At 66.2% G+C, this 21,204-nt stretch carries 21 protein-coding genes; 11 read left to right on the forward strand and 10 right to left on the reverse strand.

Going from position 1 to position 21,204, the window contains the following annotated elements; genetic code table 11:
* Positions 1–94 precede the first annotated feature (94 nt).
* From Q9293_RS04265 to Q9293_RS04275, 3 genes are all read right to left on the reverse strand, one after another.
* Positions 95–1,030 (reverse strand): hypothetical protein, encoded by a 936-nt coding sequence (locus Q9293_RS04265; protein ID WP_306250374.1) that lies wholly within the window; start codon positions 1,028–1,030, stop codon positions 95–97.
* A gap of 39 nt (positions 1,031–1,069) precedes the next feature.
* Positions 1,070–1,369 (reverse strand): FYDLN acid domain-containing protein, encoded by a 300-nt coding sequence (locus tag Q9293_RS04270; RefSeq protein ID WP_306250376.1) that lies wholly within the window; start codon positions 1,367–1,369, stop codon positions 1,070–1,072.
* A gap of 84 nt (positions 1,370–1,453) precedes the next feature.
* Positions 1,454–2,494 carry a hypothetical protein gene (locus Q9293_RS04275; protein WP_306250378.1) on the reverse strand — a complete coding sequence of 347 codons (1,041 nt, stop codon included), beginning with the start codon at positions 2,492–2,494 and terminating at the stop codon, positions 1,454–1,456.
* Between the two features lie 158 nt (positions 2,495–2,652).
* Here Q9293_RS04275 and Q9293_RS04280 point away from each other — a divergent pair, with 158 nt between their 5' ends.
* From Q9293_RS04280 to Q9293_RS04300, 5 genes are read left to right on the forward strand one after another with little or no spacing between them, the layout of a single operon-like run.
* Positions 2,653–2,967, forward strand: coding sequence for an STAS domain-containing protein (locus Q9293_RS04280; RefSeq protein ID WP_306250381.1), 315 nt, complete (start codon positions 2,653–2,655; stop codon positions 2,965–2,967).
* Between the two features lie 14 nt (positions 2,968–2,981).
* The gene (locus tag Q9293_RS04285; protein ID WP_306250383.1) at positions 2,982–3,407 is read left to right on the forward strand and encodes an ATP-binding protein; all 426 of its coding nucleotides are present in this window, start codon (positions 2,982–2,984) and stop codon (positions 3,405–3,407) included.
* Positions 3,408–3,427: 20 nt separating this feature from the next.
* Positions 3,428–4,996: a PP2C family protein-serine/threonine phosphatase gene (locus Q9293_RS04290; protein WP_306250385.1), complete on the forward strand. Its 1,569-nt coding sequence runs from the start codon at positions 3,428–3,430 to the stop codon at positions 4,994–4,996.
* Positions 4,997–5,038: 42 nt separating this feature from the next.
* Complete coding sequence (gene htpX / locus Q9293_RS04295) at positions 5,039–5,878, forward strand: zinc metalloprotease HtpX (protein WP_306250387.1); 840 nt, start codon at positions 5,039–5,041, stop codon at positions 5,876–5,878.
* A gap of 44 nt (positions 5,879–5,922) precedes the next feature.
* On the forward strand, positions 5,923–8,079 hold the full coding sequence (locus Q9293_RS04300) for a right-handed parallel beta-helix repeat-containing protein (protein ID WP_306250389.1): 2,157 nt from the start codon (positions 5,923–5,925) through the stop codon (positions 8,077–8,079).
* On the opposite strand, the gene Q9293_RS04305 is transcribed toward Q9293_RS04300, so the two are convergent.
* A complete protein-coding gene (locus Q9293_RS04305; RefSeq protein ID WP_306250391.1) occupies positions 8,076–9,335 on the reverse strand; it encodes a PilZ domain-containing protein in 1,260 nt (419 codons plus the stop codon). The two genes, Q9293_RS04300 and Q9293_RS04305, sit on opposite strands and share 4 nt — an antisense overlap.
* Before the next feature lie 50 nt (positions 9,336–9,385).
* The gene (gene ychF, locus Q9293_RS04310; RefSeq protein WP_306250393.1) at positions 9,386–10,486 is read right to left on the reverse strand and encodes a redox-regulated ATPase YchF; all 1,101 of its coding nucleotides are present in this window, start codon (positions 10,484–10,486) and stop codon (positions 9,386–9,388) included.
* 130 nt (positions 10,487–10,616) lie between these two features.
* On the opposite strand from ychF, the gene Q9293_RS04315 reads away from it, so the two are divergent.
* The 4 genes from Q9293_RS04315 to Q9293_RS04330 all read left to right on the forward strand — a co-directional run bounded on the left by Q9293_RS04315 (position 10,617) and on the right by Q9293_RS04330 (position 12,916).
* On the forward strand, positions 10,617–10,853 hold the full coding sequence (locus Q9293_RS04315) for an acetyl-CoA carboxylase biotin carboxyl carrier protein subunit (protein WP_306250395.1): 237 nt from the start codon (positions 10,617–10,619) through the stop codon (positions 10,851–10,853).
* Between the two features lie 112 nt (positions 10,854–10,965).
* Complete coding sequence (locus tag Q9293_RS04320; RefSeq protein WP_372342193.1) at positions 10,966–11,181, forward strand: acetyl-CoA carboxylase biotin carboxyl carrier protein subunit; 216 nt, start codon at positions 10,966–10,968, stop codon at positions 11,179–11,181.
* Positions 11,181–11,966, forward strand: a complete 786-nt coding sequence (locus Q9293_RS04325) for an enoyl-CoA hydratase-related protein (RefSeq protein ID WP_306250400.1) — start codon at positions 11,181–11,183, stop codon at positions 11,964–11,966. Before Q9293_RS04320 ends, Q9293_RS04325 begins: the two co-directional genes overlap by 1 nt.
* Positions 11,963–12,916, forward strand: coding sequence for a cation diffusion facilitator family transporter (locus Q9293_RS04330; RefSeq protein WP_306250401.1), 954 nt, complete (start codon positions 11,963–11,965; stop codon positions 12,914–12,916). Before Q9293_RS04325 ends, Q9293_RS04330 begins: the two co-directional genes overlap by 4 nt.
* Before the next feature lie 79 nt (positions 12,917–12,995).
* On the opposite strand, the gene Q9293_RS04335 is transcribed toward Q9293_RS04330, so the two are convergent.
* From Q9293_RS04335 to Q9293_RS04350, 4 genes are all read right to left on the reverse strand, one after another.
* Positions 12,996–14,039, reverse strand: a complete 1,044-nt coding sequence (locus Q9293_RS04335) for an SPFH domain-containing protein (protein WP_306250403.1) — start codon at positions 14,037–14,039, stop codon at positions 12,996–12,998.
* 116 nt (positions 14,040–14,155) lie between these two features.
* Positions 14,156–14,515 carry a PepSY domain-containing protein gene (locus Q9293_RS04340; protein WP_306250405.1) on the reverse strand — a complete coding sequence of 120 codons (360 nt, stop codon included), beginning with the start codon at positions 14,513–14,515 and terminating at the stop codon, positions 14,156–14,158.
* A gap of 52 nt (positions 14,516–14,567) precedes the next feature.
* The gene (locus tag Q9293_RS04345) at positions 14,568–15,623 is read right to left on the reverse strand and encodes a 3-oxoacyl-ACP synthase III family protein (RefSeq protein WP_306250408.1); all 1,056 of its coding nucleotides are present in this window, start codon (positions 15,621–15,623) and stop codon (positions 14,568–14,570) included.
* A 68-nt stretch (positions 15,624–15,691) separates the two neighbouring features.
* Entirely contained in the window at positions 15,692–18,127 is a 2,436-nt protein-coding gene (locus Q9293_RS04350; RefSeq protein WP_306250410.1) for an ATP-binding protein, read from the reverse strand.
* 60 nt (positions 18,128–18,187) lie between these two features.
* Here Q9293_RS04350 and Q9293_RS04355 point away from each other — a divergent pair, with 60 nt between their 5' ends.
* On the forward strand, positions 18,188–19,696 hold the full coding sequence (locus tag Q9293_RS04355) for a protein kinase (protein WP_306250412.1): 1,509 nt from the start codon (positions 18,188–18,190) through the stop codon (positions 19,694–19,696).
* Positions 19,693–20,376 carry an OmpA family protein gene (locus Q9293_RS04360; RefSeq protein ID WP_306250414.1) on the forward strand — a complete coding sequence of 228 codons (684 nt, stop codon included), beginning with the start codon at positions 19,693–19,695 and terminating at the stop codon, positions 20,374–20,376. Before Q9293_RS04355 ends, Q9293_RS04360 begins: the two co-directional genes overlap by 4 nt.
* A gap of 9 nt (positions 20,377–20,385) precedes the next feature.
* On the opposite strand, the gene Q9293_RS04365 is transcribed toward Q9293_RS04360, so the two are convergent.
* Complete coding sequence (locus Q9293_RS04365; protein WP_306250416.1) at positions 20,386–21,144, reverse strand: response regulator transcription factor; 759 nt, start codon at positions 21,142–21,144, stop codon at positions 20,386–20,388.
* Between the last annotated feature and the right edge of the window lie 60 nt (positions 21,145–21,204).

A 21,204-nucleotide genomic window follows, 5' to 3' on the forward strand; every position in this document is an offset into this window, starting at 1 on the left:
GCACCGAATCCACTAGTCTACCTGGAACCGGGGATGGCATCGACCCCTGGTTGTCGGGTGGCCCTTGAAGCCTCCTGGAACCCTGATGGCTGGGTCAATCCTGGAGGCACCAGGCATCTTTCGCTCCGTTCTGTCGAAGGGTGGCCAGGGCCGCGTCATCCAGCCCCATGGCGCGGCAGGCGCTGGCTTCTGTTCCCAGGTCGCAGGGGATCACGCCGGGATCATCGGTGCCCAGGGCGCAGCGAACCCCCGCGGCGAGCATGCGCGGCAGGGGATGGGGCGTCACGTCTGAGGCGAGGGCGCGGTTGGAGGAAGGACAGACATCCACCGGAATTCGGCGTTCCGCCAGCAGATCGAAGGTGGCGGCATCGGCTCGAAGGCCGTGGATGATGCGCGCCACACCCCCTTCCAGGATGGCCTCGCGAACGTTGGAGCCGGGCCCGTTCTCGCCCGCATGGGCGGCGATGCGCAGGCCCGCGGCCCGGGCGCGGTCGAAGATCGGGGCCCAGTCGCGGAAGGGCGTGCCCTCCAGGCCGCCGGTGGAAAAGCCCTTCACGAAGGAGGGCAGGCCGGGCAACACCAGGTCGAGAACGGCCTGGCCGTGGGTGGGGCCAAAGTGGTTGACCGCATCGATCACCAGGCAGCCGCGCAGGCCCAGGGTGGCTGCTTCCTCCAAGCCTTCCTCCACGCCCCGCCAGAACGCGTCGAGATGGATTTGCGCGCGGTGGACCACCAGGAAATGGGGCGAAGCCCAAAGGTCGAAGCCCGAGCCACCGGCCTTCTGCGTGCGCCTCGCCACGGCCAGCACGGCCTCCCGGATGGCGTCGCGTCCATCCAGCAGGGACGCGCCAAACAGGAAGGCTTCAATGAAGCCCTCGAAGGGAACAGGCTCACCGGACCACAGCACCTCGAGGTTCCGGGGCAGGCTCAGTCCGCGGCGATGCGATTCCTGCCGCACCCAGGAGGGATCCAGGGCTCCTTCCAGGTGGGTATGGCGATCAATGAGGGGGGGGAGGGCGGGCGCAGTCACCGGGACATTATGCTCACCACTCGAACCGCCCTACTCGCCCTACTCGTCGTAGTCGTCCATGCGCAGGTCGCCGGGATCGAAACCTTCGCCGCGGCCGCGCTCGACCACCACGCCGCTCTCGCTGAAGGTCTCTTCGAGGTTCTCGGCCTCGGGCTCGGCAGCGAAATCATCTTCGATGACGTGGACGGTCTTTTCCTTCTTCACGGCCTTGGGCTTGGCGGGGGCGGCCTTCTGATTGGCCCCGCACTTGGGGCAGAGAGCCTCGGGCTTCCCGAAGTCGTAGAACTTCGACGCGCACTGAAAACATGTGAACTTCTTGCCAAGATCCGCCATTGCCATCCCCGTCCAAAGCCTCGTCCAAACCCAAAGGAACAAGGTTTTACCAGAATCCGACAGGAATGTCACCCCGCTTTCGGGTGAACTTTATGCCCAGGGGGCGGCTCCCAGCTTGGAAGCGTCGCCATCGCACAGCAGTTGAATGAGGGTGGTGGTGAAAATCCGGTGTCGATTTTCCACCTCTTCGCCGAACCGTTCCACGAAAGTAGCCCGGCTCCGTTCAAGCTCGGCCCGAAGCTGCCGGTAGAGATCGCCCTGGGCCCGGGCCTGGGCCACTTTGGCAGGGAAGTAGAGCTCCACATCGCCCACCAGAACCCGCGCCAGGCGCTCAGCCGCGGCTCGGGCCTTGGCGTCGAGTTCCACGGGAGGCGCCGGTTCGATGGGCTCCGGGATGATCTGGGTGGGCCCGCTGGCGTTGGGGCTTGCTGCGGGGGCGATCTGGTTCTTGGGCTCCTCCTCCTTGGTGGCTGCCAGGAGTCCAAGCATGGCTGAGGCGGCCAGGACCAGGGCCCGGGCATGTTCGGGGTGATCGAGTTTCTGCCGCAGGCCGCTGTCCACCAGGACGACGGCCACGGGCCGACGCTTGTGTAAGAGGGGGAACAGGGCCACATCCGCGGCCTCGAAGCCGCTGATGGCCGTGAGCAGGGCCGAGTAGGCGGGCCCTTTCCTCCGCAGGTTTTTGGTCCCGCCGTGGATGAGGCCCTCCAGTTCAGGCGGGGGCAGCACAGAGCCGGGCTTCTGGGGGGTGTCGGCCTCGAAACCCCGGTGGGCGTACACCGAGGCCAGTCCCTGTTTGAGGATGAAGATGGCGCTGCGCTCCACCAGGATGGCGAGGCCATCCAGCAGGCGCTTGAGCAGATCGCTCTGGCTGGTGGCCCCTTCCAGCAGATCCAGGGCAGCTGCCAGATCCTGATCGGCCGAGCCTGTGGGGGCGGGCGCTTCGGGAACGGGCACGGCGTCCTGAAGATCCGCGATCAAGGCAGCGTCAGGCCGGAAGTGGTCGAGCCCCTTCTGCCAGGAGGCCATGACTTCTTCCAGGAGCGCCTGGTTCTGGCGGTTGAGCCAGGCCTCCAGACGGGCCCGAAGGGCATCGTTCTGGGGCTGGTCCGCGGGGCGGGGGTCGCTCATCAGTGGCTCGCCGGTAGTAGGCTTCAAGGGTATCCCATTCCAAAGGTTTTCCAGTCTGCTGGCATTTGGACCGGGGAACCGATAGCATGGCGCAGGTTCCTTGGAGTCGTCGGATGGCGGATCTTTCTATTGCGGTAAGGCAAGTCGGGGATGTGGCGGTGCTCCTTCCCGCCGGCTTCATCAATGCCCATACCGTCCGGGACTTCGAGGAGGGCCTCGAAGGACTGGTGCAGGAGGGGCGCTACACCATCCTGCTCAACTGCAAAGACCTCCACTACATCAGTTCCGCTGGCCTGGGCGCCATCATGGGCTTGATCGAGACGGTGCGTGAGCATGGCGGCGATATCCTGCTTTCCAACCTCCAGGCCAATGTTTTCGCCATCTTCGATACCCTCGGCTTCACCCAGCTCTACCGTGTGTTTGAGGACGAGGAGCAGGCCCTGGCGGCGGCAACGCCGGAGCGGAAGGGCTGAGGGTGGCGGCTAAAATGGACCACGCCCAATTCAGGCTCGTCATCCCGAGCCAGACCCGTTATCTCAACCTAGTGACGGGGTTGGCCAAGCGGGCCTCCCTGGTGGCCGGGCTGGATGACGCCGCCGCCGCCAAGGTGAGCATCGCTGTTGATGAGGCGGTGACCAATGTGATTCTCCACGCCTACAACGGCGAGGGCGAGCACAGCGTCGAGCTGGAACTGCGCTTCACGGAAGCGGCCCTGGAAATCCACATCTGGCACTCCGGCAAAGGCATCCGCGGCGACCAGCTGGTGCTGCCGGATCCCAAGGAATACATCAAGCACCCGCGCAAAGGGGGGCTGGGGCTGCTGCTCATGAGCCGCTTCATGGACGAAGTCCAATTCAAGGCGGATGAAGTCTCCGGCCGCAACGAGTGCTGTCTGATCAAGAAGATCAGCTGAACCGCTCCGGTTCACCGCCCATGCCCACCAATCCCTTCGACCGCCTCCGCCAGCTGGCGCTGAAGATCCCTGAAGGGGCCCAGGAACTCCTTCCGCTCCTCGACTTCCTGGAGACCTTCCCGGAGCAGGGCACGGAAGAGGATCTGGTTCACCTGGTGGGCATCACCGCCATGGGCATCGCCAAGGCGCGCCAGGGCGGCATCTGGGATGGCAGCAAGTGGCTGTTCCTGCGGGGCGCGGCGCCCGCCTTCCCCACCCATCCCGGCGAGGGCTGGCAGGTGCTGCCCTGGCAGTACGGCGACGAGCACTATGGCCACCTGGTGCTGAAGGCGGAACCGCCTCCGGATGCGGTGCCCCTCCTGCTTTCCATCAGCGCGCCGCTTCTGGCCTGGCGCCGGGCCGAGGCCGTGCGCAGCATCCAGAACCAGTCCCTGGCCCTGCAACTGTCCCGGTTGAACACCGTCTTTGATCTGACACGCAACCTCGGCGAGGTGGAAACCCGCCGCGACCTGGTGCGGCTCATGGCCAACACCCTCATGGGCGAGTTCCGCATCATGCGGCTGCTGGTGGTGGATGCCCAGGGTCAGGTGCTGCATGCCAAGGGCCTGGGCACCGTGCCCGAGGTGTTGGAGGGCGAGCAGCTCCACGACGTCGTGCAGGCCCGGGAACTGGTCCATGCCATCGAACTGGGAGACCAGTCCCACAGCCACGGCTTCGCCTACGCGGCCGAGCCAGCCGTGGGAAAGCTCTCTGAAGATGATCTGGTCTTCCTGCGCACCCTGCTGAACCTCACCTCCTCGCAGTTGTCCAGCCTGGAGCTGCGGGAAGCCCGGCTGCAGGCCGAGCGCATGGAGAAGGATCTGGACCTGGCCCGCAACATCCAGCGCAGCCTGCTGCCCAACACCCTGCCCGAACCCGAGGGCTGGCAGTGTGCGGCGGCCAACCTGCCCTACCAGGCCGTGGGCGGCGACCTCTACGACCTTTGGATGGCGCGCGATGAAAGCCATGGTGACCGCCTGCATATCGCGGTGGGCGACATCTCCGGCAAGGGGCTGCCCGCCTCGCTCATGATGACCCAGCTCTCGGCCTTCCTCCGCGCCATGGCGGACCGCCGGGTGGACCACTGGGGCAAGCTGGCGGAGCGCGTGAACCGCCGCATGAACAATGTCCGGGATGGAAACCGCTACACCACCCTGTTCGCCGGAAGCCTCAACCCCTTGAATGGCGACCTCCGCTATGTGAATGGTGGCCACAATCCCCCACTGCTGGTTCGGGCCAACCGGGAGGTGGTGCGACTGGCTCCCACGGGTCCCATGGTGGGCCTGCTGCCAGGCGTCAGCTTTGCCGAAGGCCGGGCCCACGTGGATCCGGGCGACACCCTGGTGATCTTCACCGACGGCGTGGTGGAGGCGGAGAACGCCGCGGGCGAGGAACTGGGCGATGGCCGCCTGGCCGACGTCGTGTTGCGCCGCCCTGGCGCCGGCGCGGATGAGCTGTTCGAGGCCCTGCTGGTGGAGGCCTTCCAGCACCTGGAAGAGGGGCGCTTCCGGGACGACGTCACGCTGGTGGTCATCAAGCGCATGGGCTGACGGTCCTTGAAGGCTTTCGTATCCTGGTTGTTGGAGGCCGGCATGAATCAGACCAAGACCCTGCTCATCATCGTGGCCATGACCGGCCTGCTGGTGTGGATCGGCGGGATGTTCGGAGGCCAATCAGGCATGGTGCTGGCGCTGGCCATCGGCCTGGTGATGAACGGCGTGAGCTACTTCTTCTCCGACAAGATCGTCCTGGCCAGCTACGGTGCCCAGCCCGTCACCCAGGCGCAGGCTCCGGAGCTGCATGCCATCGTGGCAAACCTGGCCCAGCGGGCGGGTTTGCCCATGCCCCGCATCGCCATCATTCCCGACGACACCCCCAACGCCTTCGCCACGGGACGCAACCCGGAACACGCGGTGGTGGCGGTCACCGAAGGGATCATGCGGGTGCTGAGCCGGCCCGAGCTGGAAGCCGTCATCGGCCACGAGCTGGGCCACGTGAAGCACCGCGACATCCTCATCGGCAGCCTGGCCGCCGTGCTGGCCCAGGCCATCATGTTCCTCTCGCGGCTCGCCGGGTATTTCGGCGTGCGGGATGAGGAAGGCCGCTCCAATCCCATCGCGGGAATCGCCATCATGATCCTGGGGCCCATCGCCGCCTTCATGCTGCAGATGGCCGTCAGCCGCTCCCGCGAGTACATGGCCGACGCCTACAGCGCGCACCTCACCGGTCGGCCGGACATGCTGGCCTCGGCCCTGGAGCGCCTGGAGGGCTACAACCGCCAGCTGCCCATGCACGACGCCCAGCCGGCCACGGCCCACATGATGATCGTGAACCCCCTGGCCGGCGGCGGTCTCATGAGCCTTTTTTCCACCCACCCTCCCATGGCGGCCCGGATTGAGCGCCTGCGTGGCATGCCCATCGAGGCCCGGTGATCCCCGATCTGAATGCTGGACGGGGATCTGCCGATAGAGGGTCCATGCGGGAGAGGCTCGGGAAATTCGAGGTGGTGCGCCTTCTGGGCAAGGGCGCCATGGGCGAAGTCTACCTGGGCCGGGATCCCAAACTGGGCCGCGAGGTGGCCCTGAAGGTGGTCAGCACGGGGTCGGCCTTCGGCGAAGAGGCCAACGCGCGCTTCGAGCGAGAGGCCCGGGCCGCGGCTCTTCTGAACCACCCCCACATCGTCACCGTGTTCGAGTTCGGCGAGGACGAGGGCACCCACTACCTGGCCATGGAGTACATCCAGGGCGAGGAGCTGGAGGCCATCATCCGCGCCCGCAAGGCGCCCAAGGCGGAGTTGCTGGAAGTGCTGGCCCAGGTGTGTGAGGGCTTGTCTTACGCCCACGAGCACGGCGTGATCCACCGGGACATCAAGCCCGCCAACATCCTGGTGACCCGGCAGGGCAAGCGCGTGCGGGCCAAGCTCATGGATTTCGGCGTGGCTCAGCTGGGCCCTTCGGGCCTGACCCAGGCCGGTACCTGGATGGGCACCGTGAGCTACATGGCTCCAGAATACCTGGATTCCGGCCAGGCCAATGCCAGCTCCGACATGTTCGCCCTGGGGGTGATCCTCTACGAGATCCTCACCGGTGGGCGCAAGCCCTTTCAGGGGGATAGCACGTCTGCGGTGCTGAACCGCATTCTGCTGCATCCCCACGCGCCCTTGGTGGCCGATGATCTGCGGGATGTCCCGCGGCGGCTCCAGGCCGTGGTGGAGCGGGCCCTGGCCAAGCGACCCGAGGACCGCTACCCCGATGCGGAAGCGCTGGGAACGGCCATCCGCGATGCCCTGGCCGAACCGGCCGAGCCAGTGCCTTCCCTGCCCCTGGTCGTTCCAGCCCCGGCGGAGCGCGAGGCCACAGGGCAGCGCATCCGCGTGGGCAAAGGCGGCCAGGGGCAGTGCCTGAGCCTCAAGGTGGCGATGCGTCAGGCCCGGAATGGCACCGAGATCATCCTGCTTCCGGGCATCTACCGGGAATCGGTGGTGGTGGACAAGGACGTGACCATCCTGGCTCTGGGTGAGCCCGGGGAAGTGGTGATCGAAGGCGCTGCCGCCTCGGCCCTGATCATTCAAACGCCTGCGGCGATCCTGCGGGGCCTTACCCTGACCTCCACGGGCACGGCGTCGGCGCTGCGGATCCAAAGCGGCTCGCCGCTGATCGAGGGCTGCCTGATGCGCGCCCGAAGCTGCTGTGCCGAACTGGAGGGCGCGGGCTCGTCGCCGCTTTTTCGCGACTGCACGTTCCTGGCTGAGGGGGCCGCCGGTCTGCGCATCGGCGTGGGAACCCAGGCCCGGGTTGAGGGTGGGCACGTGCTCGTGTTCCCCGGCGTGGGCATCACGGTGGAGCAGGGCGCTCAGGTATCCATGCAGGGCGTGGCGGTGGGACCGGGTGAGGGCCTGGGGCTGAAGATCCGCAGCCGCGGTCATGCCAACCTGGATGGGTGCTCCATCTCGGCGGGATCGGGCTCGGTGGAGGTGGAGGGCGATGGGCGAGTGCAACTCAACCACTGCCGCCTCATGGAGAGCCGCTTCGCGGGCCTCGTGGCCCTGGAGCACAGCCAGGCGGTGCTGGAATCCTGCGACATCGACCACCACGTCTGTTCCGGCGTGCATGTGCTGGCGGGTGCCAACGTCTTTCTGAAACAGTGCCGGATCAATGGCAATGCTGGTTTCGGTGTGTCAATCATGGACCGTGGGCTGGCCACTCTGGAGGGCTGCCTGGTGCAGGGCAATGGGGGGACCGGGCTGCTGATTCACCACGGGGCCACCGTGCAAGCCCGCAGCTGTTCCTTCTCCGAGGGCAAGTCGCTGGGCGTGGATTGCGCCGAGGGCGGCCAGGGCGTGCTGGATGCCTGCGAAGTATCGGGCAACGGTGGCGCAGGTGTGCAGGTGGAACCGGGCGGAAGCCTGTTGTTGGTCCGCTGCACCCTCAAGGAAGGGCGGGACACGGGCCTGCTGTTGTTGGAGGATTCGCAGGTGACCCTGGAAGAGTGCGTGGTGCACCGCAACGCCCGGGGCGGCATCCTGCTGGCCAAAGAGGCGGCGGATCCCATCCTTCGCGGCGGCAACCGCATCGAGGACGGCTTCCTCCGGGTGGATGCCAGCGGCAACCTGGTGCGCCTGGCGCCGCTTTAGTGCTCGTGTTCCAGCCCGGCCAGCTCGTCCAGGATGGGCTGCCAGGAGGTGCTGACGGCCTCGGGCCAGGGCACCGGACGGATGAGCGGATCCTCGCTGGGCGGCAAGTGTTCTTCCCGCATCAGCAACGCCACGGTCAGTTCCCGCGTCTCTCCCAGATCCTTCTGGAGGGACTGGATGGCCGTGATGGCGCGGGCCTCTGCGGGACCCGATTCCAGCACGAGGAGGGGGCAGGCGGCGCTTCGTTCGGCGCGGACTTCAGCCAGGGCGCGTTCCAGCGTATCGACGGCTTCCAGCCTGAGGAATCCCGCCGAGTGGAAGGCCTGCTGGACCTGCTCCCGGGCCTGCCCGGGCTCCATGGCCAGGATGATGCGCGTACAGCGGCGTCCCAGGCGATGGAGGGCGTCTGGTGTCTGGGTTCCAGCGGGGGAGACTCTGGCGGCTGGCCCTTTGTTTTCCCGAGCGCTTCTCGGACTGGCGTCGCGCCGAGCCTCGCCGGTGGACACGGAGGCCGCCCGCTGCATGTTCTCCCGGATGGTCAGGACATCCAGGATCTCTTTGAGTTCAGACTCCCTGAGCTCGCCGAATTGCACGCCGATGATGAATTCCCCATCGCGCTCACAGGCGTTGGCCAGGGTGCCGCGGGCCTCGAACAGGGGCAGGTTGGGCAGGTCGCGGATCTTGAGCATGGGCAGCGCCTTGCCGCGCTCGAAAAAGCCCAGGCCCGGCGTGATGCGCATGTGATCATCCAGCCGCATCACCCGGTCCACGCGGAAGGACAGGCCTCCCACGGACAGGTTGACCAGGGGGCCCGAGAGGCCATGCCCCGGGACGCCACCATCCTGGGCGATGACATAGGCCTTCTCCCGGGGGCGGAAAGGGTAGCGCTTGGCCACCCGGCGGTCCGAGGGCTGGAGGCGGACAGGGATGCTGAAGCGGTAGAGCAGGTAGTCTTCTCGGCCCTGGAACACCGTGGGGGCCTCGAAGCGTTGCTCCATGAGGGAGAAGAGCATCTCAAAGGCCGCCCCCGCGGGCAGTTCGTGGGGCAGAGGCCGAATGAGCTTGAGGTGGATCAGGCCCTTGGTCTCGTCCACGCGCAGCACCCGGGCCGTGTAGGGCAGGGTGTGGGTGCCCTCCACCTTGATGGGGAATTCCACCTCCTGGGCCCGGAGATCCTGCATGGCTTGGCGGATGAGGGCAGGGTCCTCCACTGGCGTGGCACGCCCAGACCCTCCACTGGCTTTCACCTGGTTCATCGCCCCGCCTGTGACCATGGCATCGGGAGGTGGCGCATCAGGAATGAATCTTAGACATTGAACAGGAAGTTCATGAGGTCGCCATCCTTGACCACGTATTCCTTGCCTTCGGTGCGCATCTTCCCGGCATCCTTGGCACCCTGCTCGCCCTTGCAGGCGATGAAGTCGTCATAGGCGATGACCTGGGCGCGGATGAAGCCCTTCTCGAAGTCCGTGTGGATGACGCCGGCGGCCTGGGGGGCCGTGTCGCCCTTGTGGATGGTCCAGGCGCGGACTTCCTTCACCCCTGCGGTGAAGTAGGTCTGAAGGCCCAGCAGGTCGTAGCTGGCGTGGATGAGGACGTTCAGTCCCGGTTCGGCGAGGCCTGCCTCCTCCAGGAAGAGCGGGCGGTCCTCCTCGGGCAGATCCTGGATCTCAGCCTCGAGTTTGGAGCAGATGGGGATGCAGGGGGCGTCGCGCTCGGCAGCGAGGGCCTGGAGCTTCACGTAGTGGGGATTGCCTTCGGGGTTGCGGATGTCCTCCTCGCCGATGTTGCCCACGAAGAGGGTGGGCTTCAGGGTGAGCAGGCCGTAGGACTTCACCAGGGCCTTGTCCTCGTTGGACAGGCCGGCGGTGCGGGCCCACTTGCCCTCGTTCAGCACGGCGAAGAGGCGCTCCAGCACCGCCACCATGGCGATGGATTCCTTGTTGCCCGTCTTGGCGACCTTGCGGTGGCGCTCCAGGCCCTTTTCGATGGCGTCGAGATCCTTGATGACCAGTTCCGTCTCGATGATGCTCAGGTCGCGCTCAGGGTTCACGCCGCCCTCCACGTGGGTGACGTTGGTGTCCTCGAAGCAGCGCACCACCTGCACGATGGCATCCGTTTCGCGGATGTGGCCCAGGAAGGCGTTGCCCAGGCCCTCGCCTTTGCTGGCGCCGCGCACCAGACCGGCAATGTCTACGAATTCCTGGGCCGCGGGCAGCACCCGCTGGGGCTTGACGATGTCCGCCAGGAACTGGAGCCGGGGATCCGGAACATCCACCACGCCCGTGTTGGGCTCGATGGTGCAGAAGGGATAGTTGGCCGAAGCCGCGCCCGCACGGGTGAGGGCGTTGAAAAGGGTGGATTTCCCCACGTTGGGCAAGCCCACGATGCCACAAGCGACCGCCATTCCATCCTCCAAGCCTTCCAGTATCCCAGAGACGAGATGTGACGAAAAGAACTGCTTCCGGGGCTTGCGCAGGACCTCGTGGCGCCATACTCTCCCCGCCAAGGTCTCGGGTGGACTGAGGGGAGGCAGCATGATTGTGCGGGCGGAATGGCCGGGTTACGTGGTGGACGTTCTCGTCCGTCCCGGCCAGGAAGTGGAAGAAGACGAGCCCCTGATGATCCTTGAGGGCACGGATTCCTCCCGCACCTCGTTCTACATCAACGCTCCCGAAGGCGGCAAAATCCGCGAGATCCTCCTGGAGGAGGGCGACTTCGCCTACGAGGACGACGACTTGGTGGTGATCGGCGATTCCGACCGGGATGATTGATGCCACCGGGGGGAACGCTTCCGGCTCGGGGCGAACCCGCGCCAGAAGCCGAGTTGCTTGACGCGGGTGTTGGCTGGATACACTGAGGCCAACATTCCTCAACAAGGAGCGGCTGATGGTGGTGGTGCGGGCCGAAATGGCTGGGAAGGTTCTGGAAGTCTGCGTGGCCGAAGGCGACGCCGTGGGTGAGGACCAGGATCTGGTCATCCTCGAATCCATGAAGATGCAGATCCCGGTGGCAAGCCCCGAAGAAGGCACGGTCAAGAAGGTGTTCGTGACGGCCGAGCAATTCCTCAACGAGGGGGATCCCATCGTCGAGCTGGGCTGATGGACATCCGCCTGGAACGACTGGAGGGGGCGGACGCTGGAATCGTCCTGCTGGGCCTGGATCGGCCCGCTGCCAAGAACGCCCTGGGGCGCCAGCTTCTCGCGGAATTCGCCGAGGTCATGCAGGCTTTGACCGCGGATCGCTCCGTGCGAATCGTCATCGTCCATAGCCTGGTGCCCGGTGTTTTCTGCGCCGGGGCTGACCTGAAGGAACGGGAGGGCATGTCCCAGGAAGAAGCAGCTGCCTTCGTGAAACGGCTCCGTGCCGCCTTCACGGAGCTGGAACAGCTGCCCATGCCCGTGCTGGTGGCCTTGGAGGGCGCCGCCTTCGGTGGCGGCTTGGAACTGGCTTTGGCTGCGGATCTGCGAGTGGCTGGGAGCGAGGCCCGGATGGGCTTGGTGGAGACATCCCTGGCGATTATTCCCGGCGCGGGGGGGACTCAGCGCCTCCCGCGCCTCATCGGGGCGTCACGAGCCAAGGAACTGATCTTCACCGCCCGCCGCCTGGGGGCGGAGGAGGCGGGTCGCCTGGGGCTGGTGGACCGTGTGGTGCTTCCAGGGCGGGCGCTGGAATCGACCTTGGCCCTGGCGCGGGAGATCCTGCCCAACGGCCCCATCGCGCTGCGGATGGCCAAGCGCGCCATCCAAGAAGGCATGGGCTTGGACCTGACCTCTGGTCTGGCGCTGGAGGAAGCCTGCTATGCCGAAATCCTTCCCACCAGGGATCGGTTGGAAGGCTTGGCAGCGTTTCGCGAAAAGCGCAAACCGCAGTACAAAGGCGAATGATGAGTCATTCTCACGGTCGCACCACCACCGGGCGCTTGGCGCTCAGTTCGCTGATCTTCGGGCTGAACTTCCTGGTTCAGGGCCTGGGAGGCCTGTGGACGGGTTCGCTGGGGCTGGTCTCTGACAGCCTGGAGAACCTGAACGACGCGGCGGTGAACCTGCTGGCCCTGGGCAGCATCCGCCTGGCCAATCGCCGCGAACCCTGCGACCGCTGGACCTACGGCTGGCACCGCATCGAGATCTTCAACACCCTCCTGGGGGCCTTCCTGCTGGTGGCCCTGGCGGGTGCCGTGTTGTTCGAGGCCTGGAACCGCGTGCGCCATCCCCGCCCCATCCTGCTGGGTTGGGCCATCGGGTTTTCCATCCTGGGCCTGCTGTTGAACCTCGCGGCCACCTTTGTGCTGGTGCCGGCGGAGGGCACGGGGGAGGAGCGCGACCTCAACCTGCGCAGCGCCTACCTCCACGCCTTGGGCGACAGCCTCGCCAATGTGGCCGTGGTGCTGGGCATGGTGATCATCCGTTTCACCGGCTGGCGTTGGGTGGATCCCCTGCTGGCCGCGGGCATCGCGGCGGTGATCCTCCGTGGGGCCTACCTGCTGCTGAAGGACGCGGTGAACATCCTCATGCATCGGGCCGCCTTCGACCAGGAGGAGGCCAAGGCTGCGCTGCTGCAGCTGCCAGGGATCCACGGCGTGGAGGATCTCCGCTCCTGGCGCCTTTGCAGCCATCTCACGGTGTGTTCCGCCCACATCATCGTGGAGGCCGAGCGCCTGGAGGACACCGAGGCCCATCAGCACCGCATCGAGCACCTGCTGGCTGACCATTTCGGCGTCCGCCACCTCACCCTGCACTTCGAGACCCGGGCCATGGCAGAGCGGCACCAGCACCGCTTCGTGCATGAGCACGAGGCGGAAGGGCACGACCATCATCACTGCGACGGCCAGGGGTAAAACGAGGGGGGCCCCGGAATCATCTAAAGGAAAGGGCGGCCGAGGCCGCCCTTTCCTGTTTCCTGTATCGGAGAGCAGATCAGTTGCCCATGCCGTGCTTCTTCATGATGGCGCCGCGCTGGGCGTCGTACTCGGCCTGGTTGATGAGCTGGCTGTCGAAGAGATCCTTCAGCTCGACCAGTTCCTCCTTGAGTGACTTGGCGGGGGCGGCAGCGGCAGAGGCGGACCCGGCCGGGAAGGGTTGCTGGGCCATCTGCTGCTGAGCACCGGCCATCTGCTGGCCCATCATGTTGCCCATGCCGAAACCCACACCCATGCCCATGCCCATGCCGGCGATGCCGCCCTGGTTCTGGGCGGCCAAGGGCACACTGTCGGCCACCTGCATCTGCGTGTAGGCGCCCATGACCGGGGCCATCATGCCCACGCTGGTGCGCTTGTCCATCATGGCTTCCACTTCTTCGGGCAGGCTGATGTTCTCCACGAAGAACTTGGAGAGTTCGAGACCCATGGTCTTGAACTCTTCGGCCAGCTTCTGCTTCACCAGGTCCGACAGCTCGTCGTACTTGGAGGCCAGATCCAAGGCGGGTACCTTGGCTTCGCCCAGCACATCCGTGAAGCGGCTCATGATGGTCTTGCGCAGCTGCTCGGAGATGTCGGGCACGGTGTAGACACCGTTGGTGCCCACCAGCTGGCGGAGGAAGGTGGCGCTGTCGACCACTTTGATGGAGTAGATGCCGAAGGCCCGGATGCGCAGCATGCCGAAGTCGGCGTCGCGCATCATGATGGGGTTCGAGGTGCCCCACTTGAGGTCGTTGTAGAGCTTGGTGGAGATGAAGTAGACATCGCTCTTGAAGGGGCTCTCGAAGCCATACTTCCAGCCCTTCAGCGTGGCGAGGATGGGCAGGTTCTGGGTGGTCAGCCGGTGGGTGCCGGGCTTGAACACGTCCGCCATCTGGCCTTCGTTGACGAAGACCGCCTCCTGGCTTTCCCGCACGACGAGCTGGCCGCCGTTCTGGATTTCCTGGCCCCGCATGGGGAAGCGCCAGGCCAGCGTGTCGTTGGAGTCATCCAGCCACTCGAGGATGTCGAGGAATTGGGCTTTGCCCCAGTCCATCAGACCCATGTGTCGTTCTCCTTGTGGCATCGGCCACGGGTACGATTCTAGGCCCGGTGGCAAGCCAGACAGGGGGTTCCGTGGGAAAAACCGGCGAATCGACGCCGGGCGCCGGGCAGCCGCCCTCAGCGGGATCCCTTGACGATCCTCACCGGGCCCTCCGACTTGCCCTTGGCGCCCGGTTGATCGATGCGGGTCTTGGTGTGAACCATGTGGGTGTCTGCATCCACCACGCATCGCCAGCCCTGGCTTTCGTGGGGCATGCGCACGTCCACTTCCCAGCCTCCCGAAGCTCCGTTCAACGGGACGCGGCGGGCGGAGGTGGCCTTGCCCCCGGTGTCCTGCTCGGCGATGGCCTTGGCTTCCTTGGCGGATTTGACCGGCCCCGAGGCGTGCTTGTGCGATTTGGAGCCGGCTGCCGAAAGCGTTGCAGCGGGGATGACAAAAGCCATGGCCAGGGCCAAGGCCAGAGAGGCGATGCGCATGGGAACTCCGGAGGGTGCCAGGATTCTAGCCAAGGTCGCGGGGGATCGGCAATCAGGTGCGATAGAAAGCTGCGCCCCAGTGCAGGCCCGAGCCCAGCGCCGTGAATGCCAGGTTCATGCCCGGTCGGATGAGGCCCTGGGCGCGGCACTCGTGGAACAGCAGGGGCAGGGTGGCGGCGGTGGTGTTGCCGTAGCGCTCGATGTTGTGGGGCACCTGCTCGGCTCGCAGGCCCAGGGCTTTCTGGACGCCCTCGATGATGCGCAGGTTGGCCTGGTGGATGAGCACCAGATCCAGGGCCTCCACGGCCACGCCAGCGATCTCGCAGACTTCCCGCACGGCCTGGGGCATGAGGGTCACCGCCGACCGGAACACCTCCTTGCCAGACATCACCGGCAGGGTGTCGCCAGCCTCGATTTGCGCGTGGCTGACGAAGGGGCGCCGCTTGAAGCTGGCGCCGTGCATGGTCAGCACGCCGGCCCCGCTGCCATCGGTATGAAGCCGGATGGGGCCGAGTCCAGAGGCACCCTCTCGGCCTTCGATCACCACGGCCCCGGCAGCGTCGCCGAAGAGCACCGTCCGGTCGCGGGAAAGGGTATTCTCGGCCCGTTCCGCCTCGGTGATGGTACGGGTTTCTCTGCCGATGAGGGTGTCCCAGCCCAGGTGCCAGGGCATGAACGGGGAATGCACCTCGGCGCCCACCAGCAGCACCCGCCGGTAGCGGCCGCTCTGGATGAGCAGATCCGCCAGTTCCAGGCCATAGAGGAAGCCGCTGCATTGCTGGCGGAGGTCGAAGGTGGGAATGTCGCGGAGGCCCAAGGCCACCTGCAGGAGGGGGCCGTTGCCCGGCAGGACATGGTCGGGCGTCATGGTGGCGAAGAGGACGACATCGATATCAGCGGGGTTCAGTCCAGCGTCGGCGATGGCCAGGCGTGAGGCGATGGCGCCGAGATCCGTGGAGCCCTGGCCCGGCTCCGCATAGCGCCGCTCCTGGATGCCGCTGCGCACCCGAATCCATTCATCCGAAGTGTCCATGAGCGTGGCCAGGGCCTCGTTGGTGACGACATTCGGAGGCAGGCCGATGCCCGACCCGGTGATGACGCTTCGCATGGCTGACCTCGTGGGAAGACGGGCCAGGATAGCCGGAGTCAACACAGGGAGGGGATGGAAGCGGCTTGTCAGGGCATCCGCGCGGCGGCTTCCCTGAAGTTCGCCAGAGCCTGGTCAAGCCGCTCGCAGCAGGACTCCCAATCGCCCAGGGGCTCCTGGCGGAGGCAGGCCTCCAGCTCCTTGGCGGCCTCCAGGATGTGGATGAGGTCCAGGGTGGCTGCGGCTCCTCGGAGGGCGTGGGCCTCGCTCAGGGCCGCGGCATGATCGCCTCGGGCCACGGCTTCGCCGATGGTTTTGGCGCTGGCCGAGTCTTTCGCAAAGGCCTTGAGGAAGGTGCGGAGCGGATCACGCCGCCCCCCGATGCGGTCCAGGGCGCGGGGCAGGTCCACCACCTCCGCCATGACTTCCAGGCCATCGCCAGCGGATGACCCGCCTTCGGACACGGCGGCGGGGTATTCGGCGGCGGGCAGGGGCCCCCGGGAGATCCACTTGGCCAGGGTCTCCAGGAGCAGCCCGGGGGCGATGGGCTTGGTCAGGCAGTCGTCCATGCCGGAGGCCAGGCACCGATCCTGATGGGTCGCGAGGGCATGCGCGGTGACAGCGATGATGGGAGTGCCGCGGTTCCTTCCGCGTGATCGGATGGTCCGGGTGGCCTCAAAGCCATCCATGCCGGGCATCTCCAGGTCCATGAGGATCACGTCGAAGGCTGTGGCCCGGGCGAGGGTTACCGCTTCAGCTCCGTGGCTGGCCACCTCCACCTGCAGTCCCGCCTCCCGAAGCAGGATCACGGACAGCTCGCGACTGATGGGGTTGTCCTCCACCACGAGTGCCCGCAGGCCCGTCAAATGGGCGCGATCCCGCCGAGAAGCCGGAGCGCTAGAGGTGGGCAGGATCTGGTCTGCGGCCTCGGGGAAGGTCAGGGTGAATTGGAAAAGGCTGCCGAGACCGGGGCCGCTCTCCACCCAGATGCGCCCTCCCATGAGCTCCGCGAGCTGTTTTGAAATGGCCAGGCCGAGGCCGGTGCCGCCGAAATGGCGGGTGGTGCTGGCTTCGGCCTGGGTGAAGGGGGTGAAGAGGCGGGCGGCCTGATCGGCACTGAGGCCGATGCCTGTGTCTCTGACGGAGAAGCGAAACGCCGCTTCCCCCGCCGGTGCGGGCAATGGATCCACCTCGATTCCGACCTTGCCCTCCTCGGTGAACTTGAGGGCGTTGCCTACTAGGTTGATCAGCACCTGGCGCAGGCGGGTGGGATCGCCCAGCAGCACCTTCTCAGCCGCCTCGGCGCCACGGGCCGTGAGCGTCAGGCCCTTCGCGGCGGCGGTATGACTGAACAGATCCACCACCTGTTGGAGCACGTCAGGGATGCGGAAGGGGATGCACTCCAGATCCACCCGGCCCGCTTCGATCTTCGACAGGTCCAGCACGTCGTCGAGAAGGGCCAGCAAGGCCTGGCCTGACTGCTCGACTCGCCGTAGGTAATCCTCCGCCGTGGGCGGCAGGCTTTCCTTCAGGGCCAGATGCAAGAAGCCCTGGATGGCGTTCATGGGGGTGCGCATCTCGTGGCTCATGTGCGCGAGGAAATCGCTCTTGGCCTGGGTGGCCGCTTCCACGGCCTTGAGCTCCTGCTCCAGCGTGTCTTTGCGGCGCAGTTCTTCCGAGAGACGCTGTTGCAGCACGCGCGCCGCGGCCAGGTTGCCGAGGGAGGCCACCAGGCGGAGTTCATTCTCGGTAAAAGGCGGGCGGCTGCGGCCTGCATCGAAATAGAAAAGGCCGAGCACTTCGCCCGCGTGCTCAAGGGGCACGGCCATGGCACTGGAGGTGGCCACCCTGGAGGCGGGCGAGGCCGTGGCTTCGGACTCCCGCAGCAGCATGGCCTCCCGCCGATCCAGGGCGCTCCTCACGGTTTTCGGCGCCCATCGCAGCGGCGAGGTGTCGTCGGGTCTCAGGCTGTGGGAGGCCAGCGGAATCAGCTGCCCCACTTCATCCGGCAGCAGGATGGCTCCTTGCCCGGCCCCGAGGAACTGAAACAGCCGTTCGAGCATGTCCTCCAGCAGCTTGGTGGTGGTGGGTTCCCGGAGAAGCAGGAGGCTGAACTCGTAGAAAAGATCCAGGGCCGCCTGCGCCATGGGAATGACCTCATCCCCCTGGCGCCAGCCTTGCAGATCTCCAATCGGCAGGGACTGGGTGATTTCCTCCCCCGAAAGCGGTTCGGCAGGAACCTCCTCGATCCGAATCTCGATGCCGCCCAGGCGGATTGCATCCCGGGGGGTGACCGTCTGGGCGGAGTGGACGCGCTTGCCGTTGATGAAACTGCCATGCCTGGAATCGAGATCCTCGAAGGTGAGGCGGTCCTCGCGCCAGAGAATCTGGGCGTGGCTTCTCGAAACGGCGGGGTCCTCGAGGATGAGGTCCTGGTCCGGCGTCCGCCCGATCCGGCAGCAGGCGGAGTCCCTCGACAGCCGGAAGGGCTGAAGGCCTGCGACGCAGATGAGGTAGTCGGGCATGGGAATCCGGAGCGGGGGGCACTCCGTTATAGAATGGGATCATCCCTCCGGAAAGTGTGCATGAACCCGAAACCCCAGCCCGATCTACGCTTGACCCGATTGGCGGGGGTGATGGATGGCCGCTACGCCTTCCTTTCCCTGCTGGGCGAGGGCGGTTCCGGGCGGGTCTACGAGGTGCGGAACCTGTCCCTGGATCGCCGGGAAGCCATGAAGGTGCTCTCGGAGACGCTGCTCGATGACCATGCCTCAGAGCGCTTCACCCGGGAGGCGCGCATCGCCGCTTCGCTGGATCATCCCGGCATCGTGAAGATCCACGCCTTCGGCCGGAACGATGGCATCCACTGGTATTCCATGGCCCTGGTGGATGGCCCCACCCTCGGCGACCTGGTGGACAAGGGACGGTTGCTGGATGCGCCCATGCTGGCGCAGGTGGCCTTGCCCCTGCTGGAGGCGCTGGCGTTCAGCCACGCCCAGGGCGTCATCCACCGCGACATCAAGCCGGCGAACATCCTCTTTGATCTGCAGGGCCGTCCCTACCTGGCGGATTTCGGCATCGCCAAATCCGAGGCGAATGCCATGAAGACCCAGACGGGCATTCTCATGGGGACCCCGGCCTATGTGTCCCCGGAACAGGCCCTGGGCGAGGCGGTGGACGCGCGGACCGATCAATATTCTCTGGGCATCACGTTGTACAAGGCCCTCACAGGTCGCCTGCCCTTCCACTCAGACAACCTGCTCCAGACCCTGGTGCTGCGGCTCAACGAGGCCCCGGAGCCTCTGGTGGTGAGGCGACCGGACCTTGGACCAGAGGTGTCCGCCATTCTCATGAAGGCGCTGGCCCGCGACCGGAATGAGCGGTGGGCCAGTGTGGAGGACATGCGCAAGGCCCTGGCAGCCGTCCTGGTGGGGACGGCTCAGACCTCTGCTTCCGCGCGGCTGCTTGAAGGCTTCGGCCCTCCGCTCAGGACGCCGCTCCCTGGCCTGGAGGCGACGGCCGAAGGCCCTGTGCTGGATCGCGGCTCCTTCGCGCCCACCGCCGAATTGCCGGTGCTGCCCAAGGGGCGCAAAGCGCCCTTGTGGGTGGCGGTGGCGGTGGCGGTGGCCTTGGTGCTGGTGGCTGGTGGCGGCCTTGCCTGGAGGCGGCTCCACCGGCCTTCCGTGGAACCCGCCCAGCCGGAGCGCGCGGTTCCCACCCAGGTTGCGATCTCGTCTCCATCCAAGCCCCTCGGCGCCGAGGTTTCTGGTTCAGTCCGGAAAGCCGCCGAGGCGCCGGTACCGGGCCCTGTTCCGGAACGGCGTGCCGTGGTCTACCCGCAATTGATGGAGGAGGCGGTGGGCGCGGGGCCGACGGTTGCGGGCTGTGCGGGACTGCGGGTGAATGTCTCCCTGGTGGTGGGAGAGGATGGCCTGGTCCGGCAGTGCAAAGTGCTCTCCTCCATTCCCATCGAGTGCGCCGAGGCTGCCAAAGCCGTGGCGCTGCGCTATCGTTTCAAACCAGCCCTGGATGCCCAGGGCAAACCTCTCCAAACCACCGTCGCGGCCGCAGTGGATTTCCCGGAGCTGCCATGAGCATGACGAGTCGCCTTCTTGTCCTGAGCCTGCCGGTTCTGCTGGGCATGGCTTGCACCTCGCCCAAGCCTGTGCCCCAGGGGGCCATCCAGGTGCGCGTCACTTCCGAGCCGGAGAAGGCCGCGCTGTTCCTGGCGGGCCGTCCCATTGGCGAAGCGCCCCACGCGTTGACGGTGGCCTCAGCCGAAGATCTCCTCCAGGTGAGCGCCACCCTGAGCAACGAGGTGGTGGTGGAGAAGCGCATCCGCTTTCTCTCCCAGGATCAGGCGGAGGTCCTGTTCGTGTTCGGCGCGGGGAAATCCACCATGGCCAAGACCCTCGGGCTCCCGAAGATCCTGGTCTTCGACTATGGCGCAGGTGTCACGTTTGATCTGAACCAGGCCTCTCTGAAGCCCGGCTTCATGCCACTGTTGGAGCGCCAGGCGGGCCTCCTGAAAACGCATTTCCAGGGCCTCGATATCTTCGTGTGCGGCCACACGGATTCCACGGGCACCCAGGAGCGCAACCTCTCCCTGTCGCTGGACCGGGCCCGGGCAGTCTCCGGCGATCTCAGCGGCCGGGGGGTTCCCGCCGAACGGCTGAAGATCCAGGGCTTCGGCAGCCAGTACCCCGTCACGAGCAACGACACGGAGCAGGGCCGTGCCTTGAACCGCCGCACGGAGTTGATCCTTCCCCAGTAGGGTTCGGAATCAGGCCTGATCCGCCACGCCTTCCGCTTCGCTGAGGAATGCATAACCTCGGCCGTGTCGGGCGCGCACTGGCAGCGGCTCATCGGGGCTGGCCTTTTGCACCTTGGTGCGCAACCGGCTGAGCATCGTCTCCATGCGGCGCATGGCATAGATGTCGTGAATCTGTTCCAGGGCCTCTGAAAGCACTTCGCGATCCACCACTTCGCCGGGCTGATCCAGCAACGGGGTCAGGAAGCGGAGTTCATTGTCCGTGAGGGGAATGGCCACGCCGGTGGGCGTGACCAGGGTGGAGCGCAGCCCGTCCAGGCGCCAGCGGGCGGGCGAAGGCTTGGGCCTGCTCACGGCCAGTCGGCGATGAAGGCTGCCAATGGCGGAGGCCAGCTCCCGCAGGTCTACAGGCTTTGAGAAATAGAGATCGGCACCGGCATCGAGACCCTGCACCCGGTCATCGGTCTGGTCCCGCGCCGTGAGCATGATGATGCCCAGGTGGGGCCGCTCCTGCCGCAGGCGTGACGCAATGGTGTAGCCATCCTCACCCGGCAGGCCGATATCCAGGATGACGATGTCGGTCTGGTGGGCTTCCAAGTGGCTGCGCAAGGCCATGCCGTCGGCCACTCCAGCGGCCGTGATGCCGACATGGGCCAGGCCCTCGAGCAGGTAATCACGCATGACCGGCTGGTCTTCGCAGATCACCACCCGGATGGGGTTTGGCACAGGTGGGGGGGTGGGTCCGTCCGTCGAACGGGTGGGAGCGGTCATGCGGGCCTTCCGGTGAAAAATCTGATGACGAGCAAGCACTCGAAACCGCGGGGCATCCGC

This window comes from Geothrix sp. PMB-07, from assembly GCF_030758935.1.
Taxonomy (GTDB): domain Bacteria; phylum Acidobacteriota; class Holophagae; order Holophagales; family Holophagaceae; genus Geothrix.

What these genes read in the sequence shown, in the direction of transcription:
- Q9293_RS04270 (WP_306250376.1), bottom strand. Translation starts at nt 1,369, where the DNA reads ATGGCAATGGCGGATCTTGGCAAGAAGTTCACATGTTTTCAGTGCGCG.
- Q9293_RS04275 (WP_306250378.1), bottom strand. Translation starts at nt 2,494, where the DNA reads ATGAGCGACCCCCGCCCCGCGGACCAGCCCCAGAACGATGCCCTTCGG.
- Q9293_RS04285 (WP_306250383.1), top strand. Translation starts at nt 2,982, where the DNA reads ATGGACCACGCCCAATTCAGGCTCGTCATCCCGAGCCAGACCCGTTAT.
- Q9293_RS04290 (WP_306250385.1), top strand. Translation starts at nt 3,428, where the DNA reads ATGCCCACCAATCCCTTCGACCGCCTCCGCCAGCTGGCGCTGAAGATC.
- htpX (WP_306250387.1), top strand. Translation starts at nt 5,039, where the DNA reads ATGAATCAGACCAAGACCCTGCTCATCATCGTGGCCATGACCGGCCTG.
- Q9293_RS04300 (WP_306250389.1), top strand. Translation starts at nt 5,923, where the DNA reads ATGCGGGAGAGGCTCGGGAAATTCGAGGTGGTGCGCCTTCTGGGCAAG.
- Q9293_RS04305 (WP_306250391.1), bottom strand. Translation starts at nt 9,335, where the DNA reads ATGAACCAGGTGAAAGCCAGTGGAGGGTCTGGGCGTGCCACGCCAGTG.
- ychF (WP_306250393.1), bottom strand. Translation starts at nt 10,486, where the DNA reads ATGGCGGTCGCTTGTGGCATCGTGGGCTTGCCCAACGTGGGGAAATCC.
- Q9293_RS04315 (WP_306250395.1), top strand. Translation starts at nt 10,617, where the DNA reads ATGATTGTGCGGGCGGAATGGCCGGGTTACGTGGTGGACGTTCTCGTC.
- Q9293_RS04325 (WP_306250400.1), top strand. Translation starts at nt 11,181, where the DNA reads ATGGACATCCGCCTGGAACGACTGGAGGGGGCGGACGCTGGAATCGTC.
- Q9293_RS04330 (WP_306250401.1), top strand. Translation starts at nt 11,963, where the DNA reads ATGATGAGTCATTCTCACGGTCGCACCACCACCGGGCGCTTGGCGCTC.
- Q9293_RS04335 (WP_306250403.1), bottom strand. Translation starts at nt 14,039, where the DNA reads ATGGGTCTGATGGACTGGGGCAAAGCCCAATTCCTCGACATCCTCGAG.
- Q9293_RS04340 (WP_306250405.1), bottom strand. Translation starts at nt 14,515, where the DNA reads ATGCGCATCGCCTCTCTGGCCTTGGCCCTGGCCATGGCTTTTGTCATC.
- Q9293_RS04345 (WP_306250408.1), bottom strand. Translation starts at nt 15,623, where the DNA reads ATGCGAAGCGTCATCACCGGGTCGGGCATCGGCCTGCCTCCGAATGTC.
- Q9293_RS04350 (WP_306250410.1), bottom strand. Translation starts at nt 18,127, where the DNA reads ATGCCCGACTACCTCATCTGCGTCGCAGGCCTTCAGCCCTTCCGGCTG.
- Q9293_RS04355 (WP_306250412.1), top strand. Translation starts at nt 18,188, where the DNA reads ATGAACCCGAAACCCCAGCCCGATCTACGCTTGACCCGATTGGCGGGG.
- Q9293_RS04360 (WP_306250414.1), top strand. Translation starts at nt 19,693, where the DNA reads ATGAGCATGACGAGTCGCCTTCTTGTCCTGAGCCTGCCGGTTCTGCTG.
- Q9293_RS04365 (WP_306250416.1), bottom strand. Translation starts at nt 21,144, where the DNA reads ATGACCGCTCCCACCCGTTCGACGGACGGACCCACCCCCCCACCTGTG.